The sequence below is a fragment of the Pseudomonas sp. CROZ-RG-20F-R04-15 genome, from assembly GCF_022662375.1.
Lineage (GTDB): Bacteria > Pseudomonadota > Gammaproteobacteria > Pseudomonadales > Pseudomonadaceae > Aquipseudomonas.
The window spans coordinates 470,006-483,000 of record NZ_JAKNQL010000001.1 but is presented as its reverse complement, the minus strand read 5'-3'; the positions used below and the strand labels follow the sequence as shown (position 1 = coordinate 483,000).

The window sequence follows — 12,995 nt, the reverse complement described above, 5'->3', positions numbered from 1 at the left end:
TTGAAAAGGAGAACTTCCGATGAAAAAACTCACCCTACTCGCCGCCGCTACTCTGCTCAGCGCCTGCCAGTCGACCACACCTGCCGGCAAGGTCGGCCTCGACGGTGAAGTGTTCTACCTGCAGCGCATCGCCCTGCCACCGAGCGCGACCCTCAGCGTCAGCCTGCAAGACGTCTCGCTGGCCGATGCGCCTGCCGTCGTACTGGACGAGCAAAAAGGCCCGGTCAAAGGCCAGGTGCCGCTGCCCTTCCACTTGAGCTACGATCCGGCGCAGGTCAAACCCGGCCATCGTTACTCGGTCAGCGCGCGCATTGAAGTCAACGGCGAACTGATGTTCATCACCACCGAAAACCACGCCGTGCAACTCGACGGCAACGACCCGCAGCCGCTGAAAATCCGCGTCGACGCCGTTCGTTAATTCATTTTCCGCAACCCTTTTCCGCAACAAGGAAGCCGCCATGTTCCGCCCTACCCTTCGCTTCGCCGGCCTGTGCGCGGGCCTGATGATCTCCGCCAGCGCGCTGGCCCTGTCGCTGAGTGACCTGTCGCAAAAAGACGCCACCGGCGGCCTCAAGGATGCCCTGACCCAAGGCGCGCAAATCGCCGTCAAACAACTCGGCACCCCCGGCGGTTTCAGCAACAACCCCGACGTGAAGATCGAGCTGCCGGGCAAACTCGGCAAAGCCGCGAGCAAAATGAAAGCCTTCGGCATGGGCGCTCAGGTTGAAGAACTGGAAACCGCCATGAACAAGGCCGCCGAATCCGCCGTGACCCAGGCCCAGCCAATCCTCGTCGACGCCGTGAAGAAAATGAGCGTGGAAGACGCCAAAGGCATCCTCAGCGGCGGCAAGGATTCGGCCACGCAATACCTCGACAAATCCAGCCGCGAACAGATCCGCGCCAAGTTCCTGCCGATCGTCAAGCAAGCGACCGACAAGGTTGGCGTAGCGCAGAAGTACAACTCGTTTGCTGGTCAGGCTGCTGCGTTTGGCGTTGTTGATGCGAAGAGCGCCAATGTTGAAAACTACGTCACCGAACAAGCGCTGAATGGCTTGTTCGAAATGATCGGCAAACAGGAAGAAACCATCCGCCAGAACCCGGCCGCTGCGGCGACCAGTCTGGCGAAGAAGGTGTTCGGCACGCTTTAAGCGGTCACAACATGGGGGCGAAGGAATTCGCTCCATGCTTCCATCCACCTACAGGATTACGTAAAAAGAATACCCACTCCCGCCCCATCTTCCTTCGTTCAAAAACCCGCAACTCGTCTAATCCGTCTAGTGCCGACATCGCCTCGCTATACGAGCAAGCAAAATTCTCAGCCACATTGCTCGCTGTGAACTCTTTCGCCTCCCCGCTTTTTGCAGCCTGATACACCGCGCGCTGTTTTTCCGTCATCTGATCGAAGTAGCCAGAATTCGCCAGCCAGCGCTCGAACGATTCGGTGTAGACCATGCTCTTGCGGTAAACATCGGTAAACCCGAGCACCGCTCGCTGGATCACCGAACACTGGAACTCGATGAAATAAGTCAGATCCAGCTCATCCGCCTCTGTGTGCAGGTATGAGCGTCCATATTTCACCGGTGCATTACGCAGTAACAAACTGATCGCAATGTAGCGAAACGCCGCAAACTCGTTCTTGAACATGAACCAGTAAAACAACGCCCTGGCGACCCGCCCGTTGCCGTCGCGAAAGGGATGTTCGTAGCCCAAAGCAAAGTGCAGCGTGATTGCCTTGATCAGTGGATGCAGGTAGCTCGTCTCTTGCGGTGAGCCTTCGGGCAGGTTGATCCAGTGCGACAGTCGCTCCAACCGCGAAACCAATCCTGCAGCAGGCGGTGGCCGGTGCACGGTGTTGCCCGCCCCGTCCTGAACGACCACTTCGTCATTGGCCCTGAACACTCCGGGGGAATACTGCTCGTCATCGATACCCTCGACACCCACCCGATGAATCGCCGCAATCAACTCCACACTCATGGGGTCGTAACGCCTCTCCCAGGCAAAATTCATCATTCGGTAATTACCCATCACCATGCGTTCATCCGGAGTACGAGGCAAACGCTGCTGCTTGAGCATGTCCTTGGCCACGCGCGTGGTAGTCGCAGCGCCCTCCAGCTGGCTACTGGCGATGGCCTCGTCTTCGATCAAGTCATTGAGCAGATAACTGAAATGCGCCCGCTCGCCAATCTGGCTGGTCATGTATTCCAGCGCCGCGGTACTGGCCTGCCGATCGACGATGGAAATGGTTTTCTGTGCCAGCGGCGTCAGCAGGAGTTTGCCCCACTGCACCGGCTCACCCAGCGGCAGAAGGTTGATGTACTGGGCCGCCCGCGCCTTCTTGACCAAGGCCCAACAAAGTTTGGCGTCCAGCCCCGGCGCCCAGCGATAACGCAACGCTTCAAATGGCAGATAACGACCTTGGTCATCGAGCGGCTTGAGCAAAGCAAGATAATCCGCCAAACGATGCTTGTGGGGCGGGCGCACCAATAAGTCAAACACCGGGTCAGATCGGCCCTTCAAGGGTGGAGGCTTTTTCATCAAGGCGGACTCAAGGACTCTGGAAAAGCAGAGGCTTGAGTACAGCACTCGCGGCACCCAGGCTCAATATCGGAGGTTTCTGAAAAAGATGTAGGAAGTGGCGGAGGCAGAGCGGGCTATGGGTCGTCAGCTAGAGACTGGTCGGCTGTCAGGCCGCCTTCGCGAGCAGGCTCGCTCCCACAGTTGAATTGAGTACACCTGCAAAAAACAGGTCGGCTGTCAGGTCGCCTTCGCGAGCAGGCTCGCTCCCACAGTTGGATTGAGTACACCTGCGGAAAACAGGTCGGCTGTCGGGCCGCCTTCGCGAGCAAGCTCGCTCCCACAGTTGAATTGAGTACATCTGCGGAAAACAGGTCGGCTGTCAGGTCGCCTTCGCGAGCAGGTTCGCTCCCACAGTTGAATTGAGTACACCAGCGGAAAACAGGTCGGCTGTCAGGTCGCCTTCGCGAGCAGGCTCACTCCTACAGTTGGATTGAGTACACCTGCGGAAAACAGGTCGGCTGTCAGGCCGCCTTCGCGAGCAGGCTCGCTCCCACAGTTGGATTGAGTACATTTGCAAAAAACAGGTCGGCTGTCGGGTCGCCTTCGCGAGCAGGCTCGCTCCCACAGAAGAGCCAGAGCAGATCGCTTCTGCTCCTCACCACTCAACACAATGAGCGTTAGCTCGAGTGCAGCTTTTGATCTGAAGGCCCGTCGGCAGGCTGAGTGGAGGGATTGATCCGGGGGTGGGAGCGCAGCGACCGTTCGACGAAGTCGAACACATCGAGAGGAGGTGCAGCGAAGCAAACCGTAGGCGATGCCCCCGGATCGATCCCGGAGCGAAGGAACCCCGAGCCCCAGCGAACGGGCCGAACGTCAGGGCAAAGCCTTTTCGGTTACCTTTTCGGCGTTTGGAAAAGGTGACTCGCCGTAAGGGCGAAACCGCCAGCCGCAGCCCCCAAAAAAACGGATATTCACAAAAAACAACCAGAGCATGGTCGGCCCGAAGGCCGCCACGTCAAACGCACATCAACCCTCCCGACGAACCCTGAACCAAGCCGCATACAACGCCGGCAAAAACAAAAGCGTCAACGCCGTCGCAACAATCAACCCCCCCATGATCGCCACCGCCATCGGCCCAAAAAACACACTCCGTGACAACGGAATCATCGCCAAAACCGCCGCCAAAGCCGTCAACACAATCGGCCTGAAGCGTCGAACCGTAGCCTCGATAATCGCCTGCCAAGGCCTAAGCCCCGAAGCAATATCCTGCTCGATCTGATCCACCAGAATCACCGAATTACGCATGATCATCCCGGACAACGCGATGGTCCCCAACATCGCCACAAACCCGAACGGCTGACGAAACACCATCAAGAACAACGTCACCCCGATCAACCCCAGCGGCGCCGTCAAAAACACCATCGCCGTGCGCGAAAAACTGCGCAACTGCACCATCAGCAACGTCAGCACCACGACAATGAACATCGGCACCCCGGCATTCACCGACTTCTGCCCTCGCTCGGAATCCTCCACCGTGCCGCCGACATCCAACAGATAACCATCGGGCAACTCTGCACGAATCGAATCCAGCGTCGGCATGATCTGCTTCACCAGCGTCGCCGGCTGCTCCTTGCCATAAATATCGGCGCGCACGGTCACGTTCGGCAGGCGATTGCGGTGCCAGATAATCCCCTCCTCGAAGCCGTATTCCAGCGTGGCAATCTGCGACAGCGCCACACTGCGGCCGTTGTCCGTCGGCACTGCCAGGCTCGGCAACAACGACAATTCAGTACGCTCATGCACCGTGCCGCGCAGCAGAATCTCGATCAACTCATTGTCTTCGCGATACTGACTGACACTCGACCCGGTCAACGAACTCTGCAGGAATTTCGCCAGATTGGCCGTGCTCACACCCAACGCCCGAGCGCGATCCTGGTCGATGTTCAGATAGACCACCTTGCTCGGCTCTTCCCAATCCAGATGCACATTGACCACATGCGGATTCTCACGAACCTTGGCCGCCACCTTGCGCGCCAACGCACGGACTTCTTCAATGTGTTCACCAGTGACGCGGAACTGCACCGGATAGCCGACCGGCGGACCGTTTTCCAGACGCGTAACCCGCGAACGCAAGGCTGGGAACTGCTCGTTAAGCGTTTCAATCAACCAGGTGCGCAGCGCTTCCCGCTCCTCGATGGTTTTCGCCAACACCACAAACTGCGCGAAGCTGGCCGCCGGCAATTGCTGATCCAGCGGCAGATAAAAACGCGGCGAACCGGTGCCGACATACGCCACGTAATTATCGATGCCGGCGTGATCCTTGAGCATCGCCTCCAGCCGTTTCACCTCACCGGTGGTATTGGCCAGCGACGCGCCTTCCGCCAGCTTCAGATCGACCATCAACTCCAGTCGATTGGAAGCCGGGAAAAACTGCTGTGGCACGAAGCGGAACAACATCACCGAGGCGATAAACAGCCCGACCGTCAGCACAATCACGGTCTTGCGATGCATCACGCACCACTCCACCAGACGCCGGACCCGCTGATAAAACGGCGTGCCGTAAGGATCCGGCTGACCATCGCCAGTACCATGTTTGGCCGCATGAATTTTCGCCAGATCCGGCAGGAGTTTTTCCCCCAGATACGGCACGAACATCACCGCCGCCACCCAGGACGCGAGCAACGCGATGGTCACCACCTGGAAGATCGAACGGGTGTACTCGCCAGTGCCGGACTGCGCCGTGGCAATCGGCAGAAAGCCCGCTGCGGTGATCAACGTACCGGTGAGCATCGGGAACGCGGTGCTGGTCCAGGCATAACTCGCCGCACGGATGCGGTCGAAGCCCTGCTCCATTTTGATCGCCATCATTTCCACGGCGATGATCGCGTCGTCCACCAGCAAACCCAGCGCCAGCACCAGTGCCCCGAGGGAGATCTTGTGCAGGCCGATGCCCAGGTAATACATGCAGGCGAAGGTCATCGCCAGCACCAGCGGAATGGTCAGCGCCACGACCATGCCGGTGCGCACGCCGAGGGAGAAGAAGCTCACCAGCAAGACGATCGCCAGCGCTTCCACCAGTACCTGAACAAACTCGCCGACCCCGGTTTTCACCGCTGCCGGTTGGTCGGAAACCTTGCGTAATTGCATGCCGGCCGGGAGGTTTTTCTGGATGCGCGAGAACTCGCCTTCCAGCGCCTTGCCGAGCACCAGAATGTCGCCGCCGTCCTTCATCGCCACGGCCAGACCGATCGCGTCTTCGCCCATGAAGCGCATGCGCGGCGCCGGTGGGTCGTTGAAACCGCGACGCACATCGGCGACATCGGAGATCCGGAACGTACGATCACCGACGCGGATCGGGAAATTCTTTATCTCATCGACCGTCTGAAAATTCCCCGAGACCCGTAGCTGCAAGCGCTCGCTACCGGTTTCAAAGAATCCGGCGGTCGACACCGCGTTCTGTTCTTGCAGCGCTTGTTGCACCGCCGCCAATGGCAAGCCGAGGGTCGCCAGTTTGACGTTGGACAGTTCGACCCAGATTTTCTCGTCCTGCAAACCGAGCAAGTCGACCTTGCCGACATCCTTGACCCGTTGCAGCTGGATCTGGATGCGATCGGCGTAATCCTTGAGCACCGCATAATCGAAACCGTCACCGGTCAGCGCATAGATATTGCCGAACGTGGTGCCGAATTCATCGTTGAAAAACGGCCCCTGAATATCCGGCGGCAAGGTCTGGCGAATATCACTGACCTTCTTGCGCACCTGATACCAGAGGTCGGGAATTTCCTTGGAGTGCATCGAGTCACGGGCGATGAACGTCACTTGCGATTCACCGGGGCGCGAGAACGACACGATGCGTTCGTACTCACCGGTTTCCATCAGTTTCTTTTCAATGCGTTCGGTGACCTGCCGCGAGACTTCCTGCGCGGTCGCCCCCGGCCAGCGGGTCTGAATCACCATGGCCTTGAAGGTAAACGGCGGGTCTTCACTCTGGCCGAGTTTGGTGTAGGACAAGGCGCCGACGATGGCCAGCAAAAGCATCAGGAACAGTACGATCTGGCGATTACGCAGCGCCCATTCGGAAAGGTTGAAGCGCATCGGGGCTTACTCCTTGTCCGCCAGATTGACCACACGGTTGGAGCGATCCACCGGACGCACCTGCTGCCCTTCGAGCAACACATGCACGCCGGCAGCCACCACCCAGTCGCTGGCGTTCAAGCCCTCAAGCACCGGAACGCTTTTCTCGCCGAACGGGCCGATGCGCACCGGGGTTTTCTTCAAGGTGTTGTTGCCGTTGACGACCCAGACGTAGGTCGCACCGTTTTCGGCGGTGAGTGCCGAGAGCGGCACCGACAGGGAAACGCTGTCGGCCGACTGCACGAACACACGGGCGCTCTGACCCAGTTCGGCCGGGACTTTGCCGCCGGTGAAGGAAATACGCGCAGCAAAGGTGCGTGAGCGTGGATCGGCGGCGGGCGACAGTTCGCGGATCTGCCCGGCGAAGCGCTGGTTCTGCTGCGTCCACAGTTCGACTGTCACTGGCTGACCGACCTTGAAGCGGCCGAAGCTCTGTTCCGGCAGGCTGATCAGCACTTCGCGCTCGCCATCGGTGGCAAGGGTAAACACGGTTTGCCCGGCGGCGACTACTTGCCCCACCTCGACCGAACGTTTGGCCACCACGCCATCCTGCGGCGCACGCAGCACCGCGTAACTGGCCTGATTGGTCGATACGTTGAATTCGGCTTTGATTTGTTTAAGGCGGGCTTCACCGGAACGGTAAAGGTTTTCGGCGTTGTCGTAGGCCGAGCGGCTGACCATCTGCCGATCCATCAGGGTTTTGTAGCGGTCACGCTCGGCGCGGACCAGATTGAGATTGGCTTCGGCGGCGGCAACCTGGGCGCGGGTGGCTTCCAGTTGCAGGCGCACGTCCTGTGGATCGAGTTCAGCGAGTGGTTGATCGGCCTTCACGCGTTGGCCTTCATCGACCAGTCGTCGGCTGACTTTGCCGCCAATACGGAACGCCAGATCGGGTTCGTAGCGAGCGCGCACCTCGCCCGGGTAACTTTCCATTGCCTGTGCCGAAGGCTCTGGCTGCACCACCATGGCCGGTCGCACGGTGACTTGCGTCGCCTCTTCCTGACCGCATGCTGACAAAAGGAACGCCAGACTCACTGGCAACGCGAGGGACAACGCATGGCGGAACATGGTGACGGACCTTTCGCTAATGGTGCTTGGAATAATTATACTGGCGGGTATGTTATTAATAGCAAACTCACCAGTCCAGTATTAAAAGCGAAGAATGTCGAACAATCTTTCAGCTCCAAACGGCCCGGGCCGCCCCAAGGATCTAGCCAAGCGCCAGGCAATCCTCGACGCGGCGAAAATTCTGTTTCTGAGTCATGGCTATGCCAACACCAGCATGGACGCGGTCGCCAGCGAGGCCGGCGTGTCGAAGCTGACGGTCTACAGCCACTTCAACGACAAGGAGACGCTGTTCTCCGCTGCCGTGGTGGCCAAATGCGAAGAACAATTACCGCCGCTGTTCTTCGAATTGCCCGAAGGCATCGCCGTGGAAAATGTGTTGCTGAACATTGCGCGAGGCTTTCATCACCTGATCAACAGCGATGAATCGGTGAATCTGCACCGTTTGATCATGGCGCTTGGCAGTCAGGATCCGAAGCTGTCGCTGATCTTCTTCGAGGCCGGCCCGCAGCGCATGGTGCAGGGCATGGAGCGGTTGTTGACGCGCATCCATGCGACGGGTGCGTTAAGCATCGACCTGCCGCGTAATGCGGCCGAGCATTTCTTTTGCCTGATCAAGGGTGCGGGGAATTTTCGGCTGTTGTATGGCTGTGGGGAGCCGTTGAGCGAAGAGGCTTCGGAAAGCCATGTGCAGGAAGTTGTAGCGTTGTTTATGCGTGCTTATAGGCCCTGACTTTTAAGGTGTCTGAGCGGACGCCTTCGCGAGCAAGCTCGCTCCCACATTGGAATGCATTTCAAATGTGGGAGCGAGCTTGCTCGCGAATGGGGGCGACTCGGTTTTAAGGCTTGAGCGCTTTCTTCGGGTAGATGTCATAGCGACTCGATTTGCCATCCAGCGCATGACTCGGCTTCTGCCCCGCAATGCACGGCGCCTTGCGCGGCCGCTTGACCACCACCCGGTGCGTCGCCAGCGCCAACGCGGCTTCGAGCAGCGCCGGCGCATCCGGATCATCGCCCACCAGCGGCCGGAACAGACGCATCTCCTTCTTCACCAGCGCAGTCTTCTCGCGATGCGGAAACATCGGGTCGAGATAAATCACCTGCGGCGCCTCACCCTCCCAGTTCTGCATGACCTCAATGGAGTTGCCCTTGAGCAATTTCATCCGCGCCACAATCGGCGCCACATCGAAATCTTCCGCAGCCCGCGCCAGACCGTCCTCCAGCAAGGCGCCGATCAGCGGCTGGCGCTCGATCAGGCTCATCTCGCAACCGAGACTGGCCAGCACAAACGCATCCTTGCCCAGCCCCGCCGTGGCATCCAGCACGCGCGGGCGCACGCCTTGAGCAATGCCGACAGCCTTGGCGATCATCTGCCCGCTGCCGCCACCGTACAAGCGCCGATGCGCCGCGCCACCTTCAACGAAGTCGACGCGTACCGGCCCCGGTGCGTCCGCGCCGAGCTGCTGCAGTTGCAAACCCTGCTCGCCGACCTGCAAGGCAAACTCGCCGTCGGCCACTTCAAGCGGCAGGCCCAGACGCTCGGCCCACTGCTCGGCTTGCGCTTCAAACGTCGGGCCGAGGGCCTGAACATGGATGCGGCAGGCCGCAGGTTGCTCAATCATGGAAAACACGCTCAAAAATTCAAGGACCGACAAAAACCGCCGATAACTCATTCAACGCGCATTTTGCCAGAGCTGAGCGTCAACCGAAAAAAATGTCAGGCATTCTTCCCACATCGATTGGCTACATCTCGCCCCATGGCGACTTTAGCCGTCACAACACTCAAGCACTGAGCGGCGTCAGTCACCTGTGGCAGGATTTCTTTGCCCAGGCGCTGGCTGAGCAGACGAGTGAAGTGGTGCCTCCCTGCGGCACGTTTCCGCCGGTTGACCTGAGCAGCCCGGAAGAGCCGACCATCGGCAGCGAGTTGCACGCGCACATCGTCAGTCAGCGCGAGTGCGATGTAGTCGAAACCGAAGTGCGTCCGCCGGAGCCATTGTTCCTGCCAATCGCCGAATTCGAAATGGACTTGCTCGACAAGCCATTCCCACCGTTCCCGCCTGAAGAACTGAAAGCTCAGCAAGAGCAACAGGATTTCGACAGCAGCTGGGTGCGTCCGGTGGTGATCAACAATGGTCAACCCGTTCCAGAGCCTGGCCCGGCACCGCAGAAGAAGCCGCTGTACCTGCCGATTGCCGAATTCGATCTGGACCTGCTGCAAAAGCCTTACCCGCCGTTCCCGCCGGAAGAAATCGTCGAGCAACAGAAAGCGCTGGACTTCGATAACGGCTGGGCACGTCCGATCGTTCTGCAGAACCTGCGCCTCGCCGCTTAACCCTCAGCGACACACGCTCCAGCGCCCGACATCGACATGAAAGTGATTGCGATGGGCGGCGTTGTAATCCGGACTCAACACCACACTGAACGCCTCGCAGGCGCCGTCGCGCACCTGACGGAGAAAATGTGCGTCCCGATTTTCCTTGGGCCAGTCCTTGAGTACGCTGATGCTGCGGCCGTCGGCCAGCCGAAACCCGGCGATGTCCAGCGCATCCGCACTGGCATGACGGCTGAGCGCACCGCTCTCGCGGTTGTAGACATTGCGACAAGCGAAGCTGCCGAGGTGATCGAGGCGTGCGACCTTCTGGCCGTACACAGACTGAGCGGCGGGTTGCAGCGAATGGTGTTCGAACATCGCGTAGGCCACCGCCAACGGACAACTGGCGAGGAAACTGCTGCTCAGTGCCACCTCGCCGCCCTGTACGCGCAACGCGCCGATCAGTGGGCACTTGGCGTCAGGGCTGTCGGACTGCCGCGTGACACGCAGATCGGAGCTGCTTAACGCCTGGGCGCAGAGCTCAGGATCACTGCGCAAACGCATCAGCTTGTAGCCGGTCAGCCAATTAGGCGCGGCTTGCACGTCCAGCGGTGCCCACGGATTCCACTGCGGCGGGACTTCAAGCCAACCGCGCCAGACACTGATCAAGCCGCCGCCGGTGATCAGCAGCACCGTTAGCGCAATCCATCGCCCCATGCTCAGCCTTTGAAGAACTGATTGGCCTTGGCGTACGGCATCGACTGCGAAGTAAAGCCGAAGGTGCCGGATTGCTGGATCTCTTCAGCGGCGCGGAAAAACTCGCCGAACGCCGCCAAGGCCAGTGCCGAACCGGTGCTGATGCGGCGCACGCCCATTTCCTGGAGTTCCTGCACAGTCAGTTTCAAACCACCGGACATCAGCACATTGACCGGTTTCGGCGCCACCGCGCGTACCACCGCCAGCACTTCTTCGGCGCTGCGCAAACCCGGCGCATACAGCACGTCCGCACCTGCATCGGCGAAAGCCTTTAACCGGCGAATGGTGTCGTTGATATCGGGGTTGCCGTGCAAATAGTTTTCCGCCCGCGCGGTGAGGATGAAGGGAAATGGCAGCGTGCGCACGGCAGCGACCGCCGCTTCGATGCGCGCCACGGCGTGTTCGAAACAATAGATCGGTGCATCCGGGCGGCCCGTCGCGTCTTCGATTGAACCGCCGACCGCGCCCGCTTCGGCGGCACGCAACAGGCTTTGCGCAGACTCGACCGGGTCATCGGAAAAACCGTTTTCCAGATCCACCGCCACCGGCAGATCCGTCGCAGCAACAATCGCGCGGACATTGGCCAGGGTCTCATCAAGACTCAAGGCACCGTCAGCCTTGCCCTGGGAAAACGCATAGCCGGCGCTGGTGGTCGCCAAGGCCTGATAGCCGAGACTCGCAAGCATTTTTGCCGAGCCGGCGTCCCACGGATTGGGAATGACGAAAATCCCCGAACTTTCATGCAGGGCTTTGAAGGCGTGGGCCTTACGGGTTTGTTCTTGAAGGGCTGAGGCGTCCATCGGCAGGCTCCCGGGCAGGAAAAATTCCGTCTCAGAGCAGGTCAAGCTGCTCGGCGGCGGGTTCTCTGTATAGCTCAGGCAGCGCTGGCAGGCCAGGCAAACGTTGCATCAGTTGTGCGTGAAAACGTTGCGCCAGCTTCGCTGCGAGGAGATTGTCGGCGGTGTGCAGGAAGATGTACGGCGTACGGCCCTCTTCAATCCACTCGGCGATTTTCGCCACCCACGGCAGCAGGAACGGATCGTTGGCCTCAAGCACCGGATGGCCAATGAAGCGTACTTGCGGGAATTGAGTGAAGGCTGCCGGACGCGTCGGCACTCGCGGCTTTTTCGATTGCGCGTGGATGACCGAAGATTCGGTCGACAGGCAGCTGAACAGCGCACGCGGATCAAGGCAAATGCGCTCGACGCCACGGTCGAGCAGCAAGCGATTGAGCAGGCGTTCGCTCTCGCCCTTGGCGAAGAACTGTTCATGCCGCACTTCGACCGCCAGCGGGCAATCCAGCGCATCGATGAACGCCGCCAGTTCCGGCAGTCGCTGCGGCGTGAAGCTTTTCGACAGTTGCAGCCACAGCGGCGAGACGCGATTACCCAGCGGTTTGAGCAATTGCAGGAAGGTCTCGGCGGCGGTCAGTTGATCGCGCAGGTCACCGCTGTGGCTGATGTCGCCGGGGAATTTGGCGGTGAAGCGAAAGTGTTCGGGCATCACCTCGGCCCAACGCTGCACCGTGGCCGGTGACGGGCTGGCGTAGAAGGTCGTGTTGCCTTCAACGGCATTGAATACTTGCGAATAAAGACCGAGGAAATCGGAGGTTTTGGCGTCTACCGGGTACAGATACTCGCGCCAGGCGTTTTCGCTCCAGGACGGGCAACCGAGGTAGTAAGGCAGATCCATCAGATGTACAGATCGAGGCCCAGCACGTCTGCATCCCAATCGACAAAACCGGCAGTGCTCAGGTAGCTGGCCAGGGCCATGGCTACGCTTTTTTTCATCGCACGGTGGTAAATCATGTCTTGTTGACGGGCGGGCAGATTGCTCAGGCGTTGGGCCGAGGCTTTGGCAGCGCGGGCGGCCAATTGCTCTTCAGTCGGGAATTCCAGCTCGCCGTCGATATCGTCGACGGATTCATCCAGCGCCACGTTGCCTTTGCGAGGCTTGCGCTTGATGGGGTAGGACTGAGAGGAAAGGCCGTCTATACGCATAATTTCATGCTCGGTATCGATGATGGCAATTTAGCGGCACTTGACCGACTTAGCAAACCGCCGAGTGATAACTAGAACACATAAAGCGCAAAAGGTTTAAAGCGAGGGGTTACAAACTGACGATTGGTGTTGTCGGCAGAAAGCTATTCGCGAGCAGGCTCGCTCCCACAAGTACAGCGCTGTACCTGTGGGAGCGAGCCTGCTCGCGA

The 12,995-nt window shown here is 59.5% G+C and carries 12 protein-coding genes; 4 read left to right on the top strand and 8 right to left on the bottom strand.

Features of this window, described 5'->3' with window-relative positions; all coding sequences use genetic code 11:
- The first annotated feature begins 19 nt into the window (after positions 1–19).
- On the top strand, positions 20–418 hold the full coding sequence (locus L8H52_RS02100) for a YbaY family lipoprotein (protein ID WP_016985112.1): 399 nt from the start codon (positions 20–22) through the stop codon (positions 416–418).
- A 40-nt stretch (positions 419–458) separates the two neighbouring features.
- Entirely contained in the window at positions 459–1,148 is a 690-nt protein-coding gene (locus L8H52_RS02095) for a DUF4197 domain-containing protein (RefSeq protein WP_110720119.1), read from the top strand.
- A gap of 4 nt (positions 1,149–1,152) precedes the next feature.
- On the opposite strand, the gene L8H52_RS02090 is transcribed toward L8H52_RS02095, so the two are convergent.
- From L8H52_RS02090 to L8H52_RS02080, 3 genes are all read right to left on the bottom strand, one after another.
- Positions 1,153–2,535 carry a Fic family protein gene (locus L8H52_RS02090; protein ID WP_242204955.1) on the bottom strand — a complete coding sequence of 461 codons (1,383 nt, stop codon included), beginning with the start codon at positions 2,533–2,535 and terminating at the stop codon, positions 1,153–1,155.
- Positions 2,536–3,543: 1,008 nt separating this feature from the next.
- On the bottom strand, positions 3,544–6,612 hold the full coding sequence (locus L8H52_RS02085; RefSeq protein ID WP_242204957.1) for an efflux RND transporter permease subunit: 3,069 nt from the start codon (positions 6,610–6,612) through the stop codon (positions 3,544–3,546).
- A gap of 6 nt (positions 6,613–6,618) precedes the next feature.
- Positions 6,619–7,719 (bottom strand): efflux RND transporter periplasmic adaptor subunit, encoded by a 1,101-nt coding sequence (locus tag L8H52_RS02080; protein ID WP_123594900.1) that lies wholly within the window; start codon positions 7,717–7,719, stop codon positions 6,619–6,621.
- A gap of 94 nt (positions 7,720–7,813) precedes the next feature.
- Here L8H52_RS02080 and L8H52_RS02075 point away from each other — a divergent pair, with 94 nt between their 5' ends.
- Entirely contained in the window at positions 7,814–8,449 is a 636-nt protein-coding gene (locus tag L8H52_RS02075) for a TetR/AcrR family transcriptional regulator (RefSeq protein WP_242204959.1), read from the top strand.
- A 106-nt stretch (positions 8,450–8,555) separates the two neighbouring features.
- On the opposite strand, the gene L8H52_RS02070 is transcribed toward L8H52_RS02075, so the two are convergent.
- Positions 8,556–9,335, bottom strand: coding sequence for a class I SAM-dependent methyltransferase (locus tag L8H52_RS02070; protein WP_242205522.1), 780 nt, complete (start codon positions 9,333–9,335; stop codon positions 8,556–8,558).
- 95 nt (positions 9,336–9,430) lie between these two features.
- Here L8H52_RS02070 and L8H52_RS02065 point away from each other — a divergent pair, with 95 nt between their 5' ends.
- Positions 9,431–10,051, top strand: coding sequence for an energy transducer TonB (locus L8H52_RS02065; RefSeq protein WP_242204961.1), 621 nt, complete (start codon positions 9,431–9,433; stop codon positions 10,049–10,051).
- A 3-nt stretch (positions 10,052–10,054) separates the two neighbouring features.
- On the opposite strand, the gene L8H52_RS02060 is transcribed toward L8H52_RS02065, so the two are convergent.
- The 4 genes from L8H52_RS02060 to L8H52_RS02045 are packed head-to-tail and all read right to left on the bottom strand — an operon-like array spanning position 10,055 to position 12,786.
- Positions 10,055–10,747, bottom strand: coding sequence for an extensin family protein (locus tag L8H52_RS02060; RefSeq protein ID WP_242204963.1), 693 nt, complete (start codon positions 10,745–10,747; stop codon positions 10,055–10,057).
- Positions 10,748–10,749: 2 nt separating this feature from the next.
- Positions 10,750–11,586 (bottom strand): isocitrate lyase/phosphoenolpyruvate mutase family protein, encoded by an 837-nt coding sequence (locus L8H52_RS02055; protein ID WP_242204965.1) that lies wholly within the window; start codon positions 11,584–11,586, stop codon positions 10,750–10,752.
- A gap of 31 nt (positions 11,587–11,617) precedes the next feature.
- The gene (locus tag L8H52_RS02050; RefSeq protein WP_242204968.1) at positions 11,618–12,478 is read right to left on the bottom strand and encodes a DUF72 domain-containing protein; all 861 of its coding nucleotides are present in this window, start codon (positions 12,476–12,478) and stop codon (positions 11,618–11,620) included.
- Positions 12,478–12,786, bottom strand: a complete 309-nt coding sequence (locus L8H52_RS02045; RefSeq protein ID WP_007908889.1) for a hypothetical protein — start codon at positions 12,784–12,786, stop codon at positions 12,478–12,480. Before L8H52_RS02045 ends, L8H52_RS02050 begins: the two co-directional genes overlap by 1 nt.
- Positions 12,787–12,995 lie beyond the last annotated feature (209 nt).

Excerpts from the sequence above, each read along its gene's own strand:
- L8H52_RS02050 (WP_242204968.1), bottom strand. The coding sequence starts at position 12,478 with ATGGATCTGCCTTACTACCTCGGTTGCCCGTCCTGGAGCGAAAACGCC.
- L8H52_RS02075 (WP_242204959.1), top strand. The coding sequence starts at position 7,814 with ATGTCGAACAATCTTTCAGCTCCAAACGGCCCGGGCCGCCCCAAGGAT.
- L8H52_RS02090 (WP_242204955.1), bottom strand. The coding sequence starts at position 2,535 with ATGAAAAAGCCTCCACCCTTGAAGGGCCGATCTGACCCGGTGTTTGAC.
- L8H52_RS02100 (WP_016985112.1), top strand. The coding sequence starts at position 20 with ATGAAAAAACTCACCCTACTCGCCGCCGCTACTCTGCTCAGCGCCTGC.
- L8H52_RS02055 (WP_242204965.1), bottom strand. The coding sequence starts at position 11,586 with ATGGACGCCTCAGCCCTTCAAGAACAAACCCGTAAGGCCCACGCCTTC.
- L8H52_RS02060 (WP_242204963.1), bottom strand. The coding sequence starts at position 10,747 with ATGGGGCGATGGATTGCGCTAACGGTGCTGCTGATCACCGGCGGCGGC.
- L8H52_RS02080 (WP_123594900.1), bottom strand. The coding sequence starts at position 7,719 with ATGTTCCGCCATGCGTTGTCCCTCGCGTTGCCAGTGAGTCTGGCGTTC.
- L8H52_RS02045 (WP_007908889.1), bottom strand. The coding sequence starts at position 12,786 with ATGCGTATAGACGGCCTTTCCTCTCAGTCCTACCCCATCAAGCGCAAG.
- L8H52_RS02085 (WP_242204957.1), bottom strand. The coding sequence starts at position 6,612 with ATGCGCTTCAACCTTTCCGAATGGGCGCTGCGTAATCGCCAGATCGTA.
- L8H52_RS02065 (WP_242204961.1), top strand. The coding sequence starts at position 9,431 with ATGTCAGGCATTCTTCCCACATCGATTGGCTACATCTCGCCCCATGGC.
- L8H52_RS02095 (WP_110720119.1), top strand. The coding sequence starts at position 459 with ATGTTCCGCCCTACCCTTCGCTTCGCCGGCCTGTGCGCGGGCCTGATG.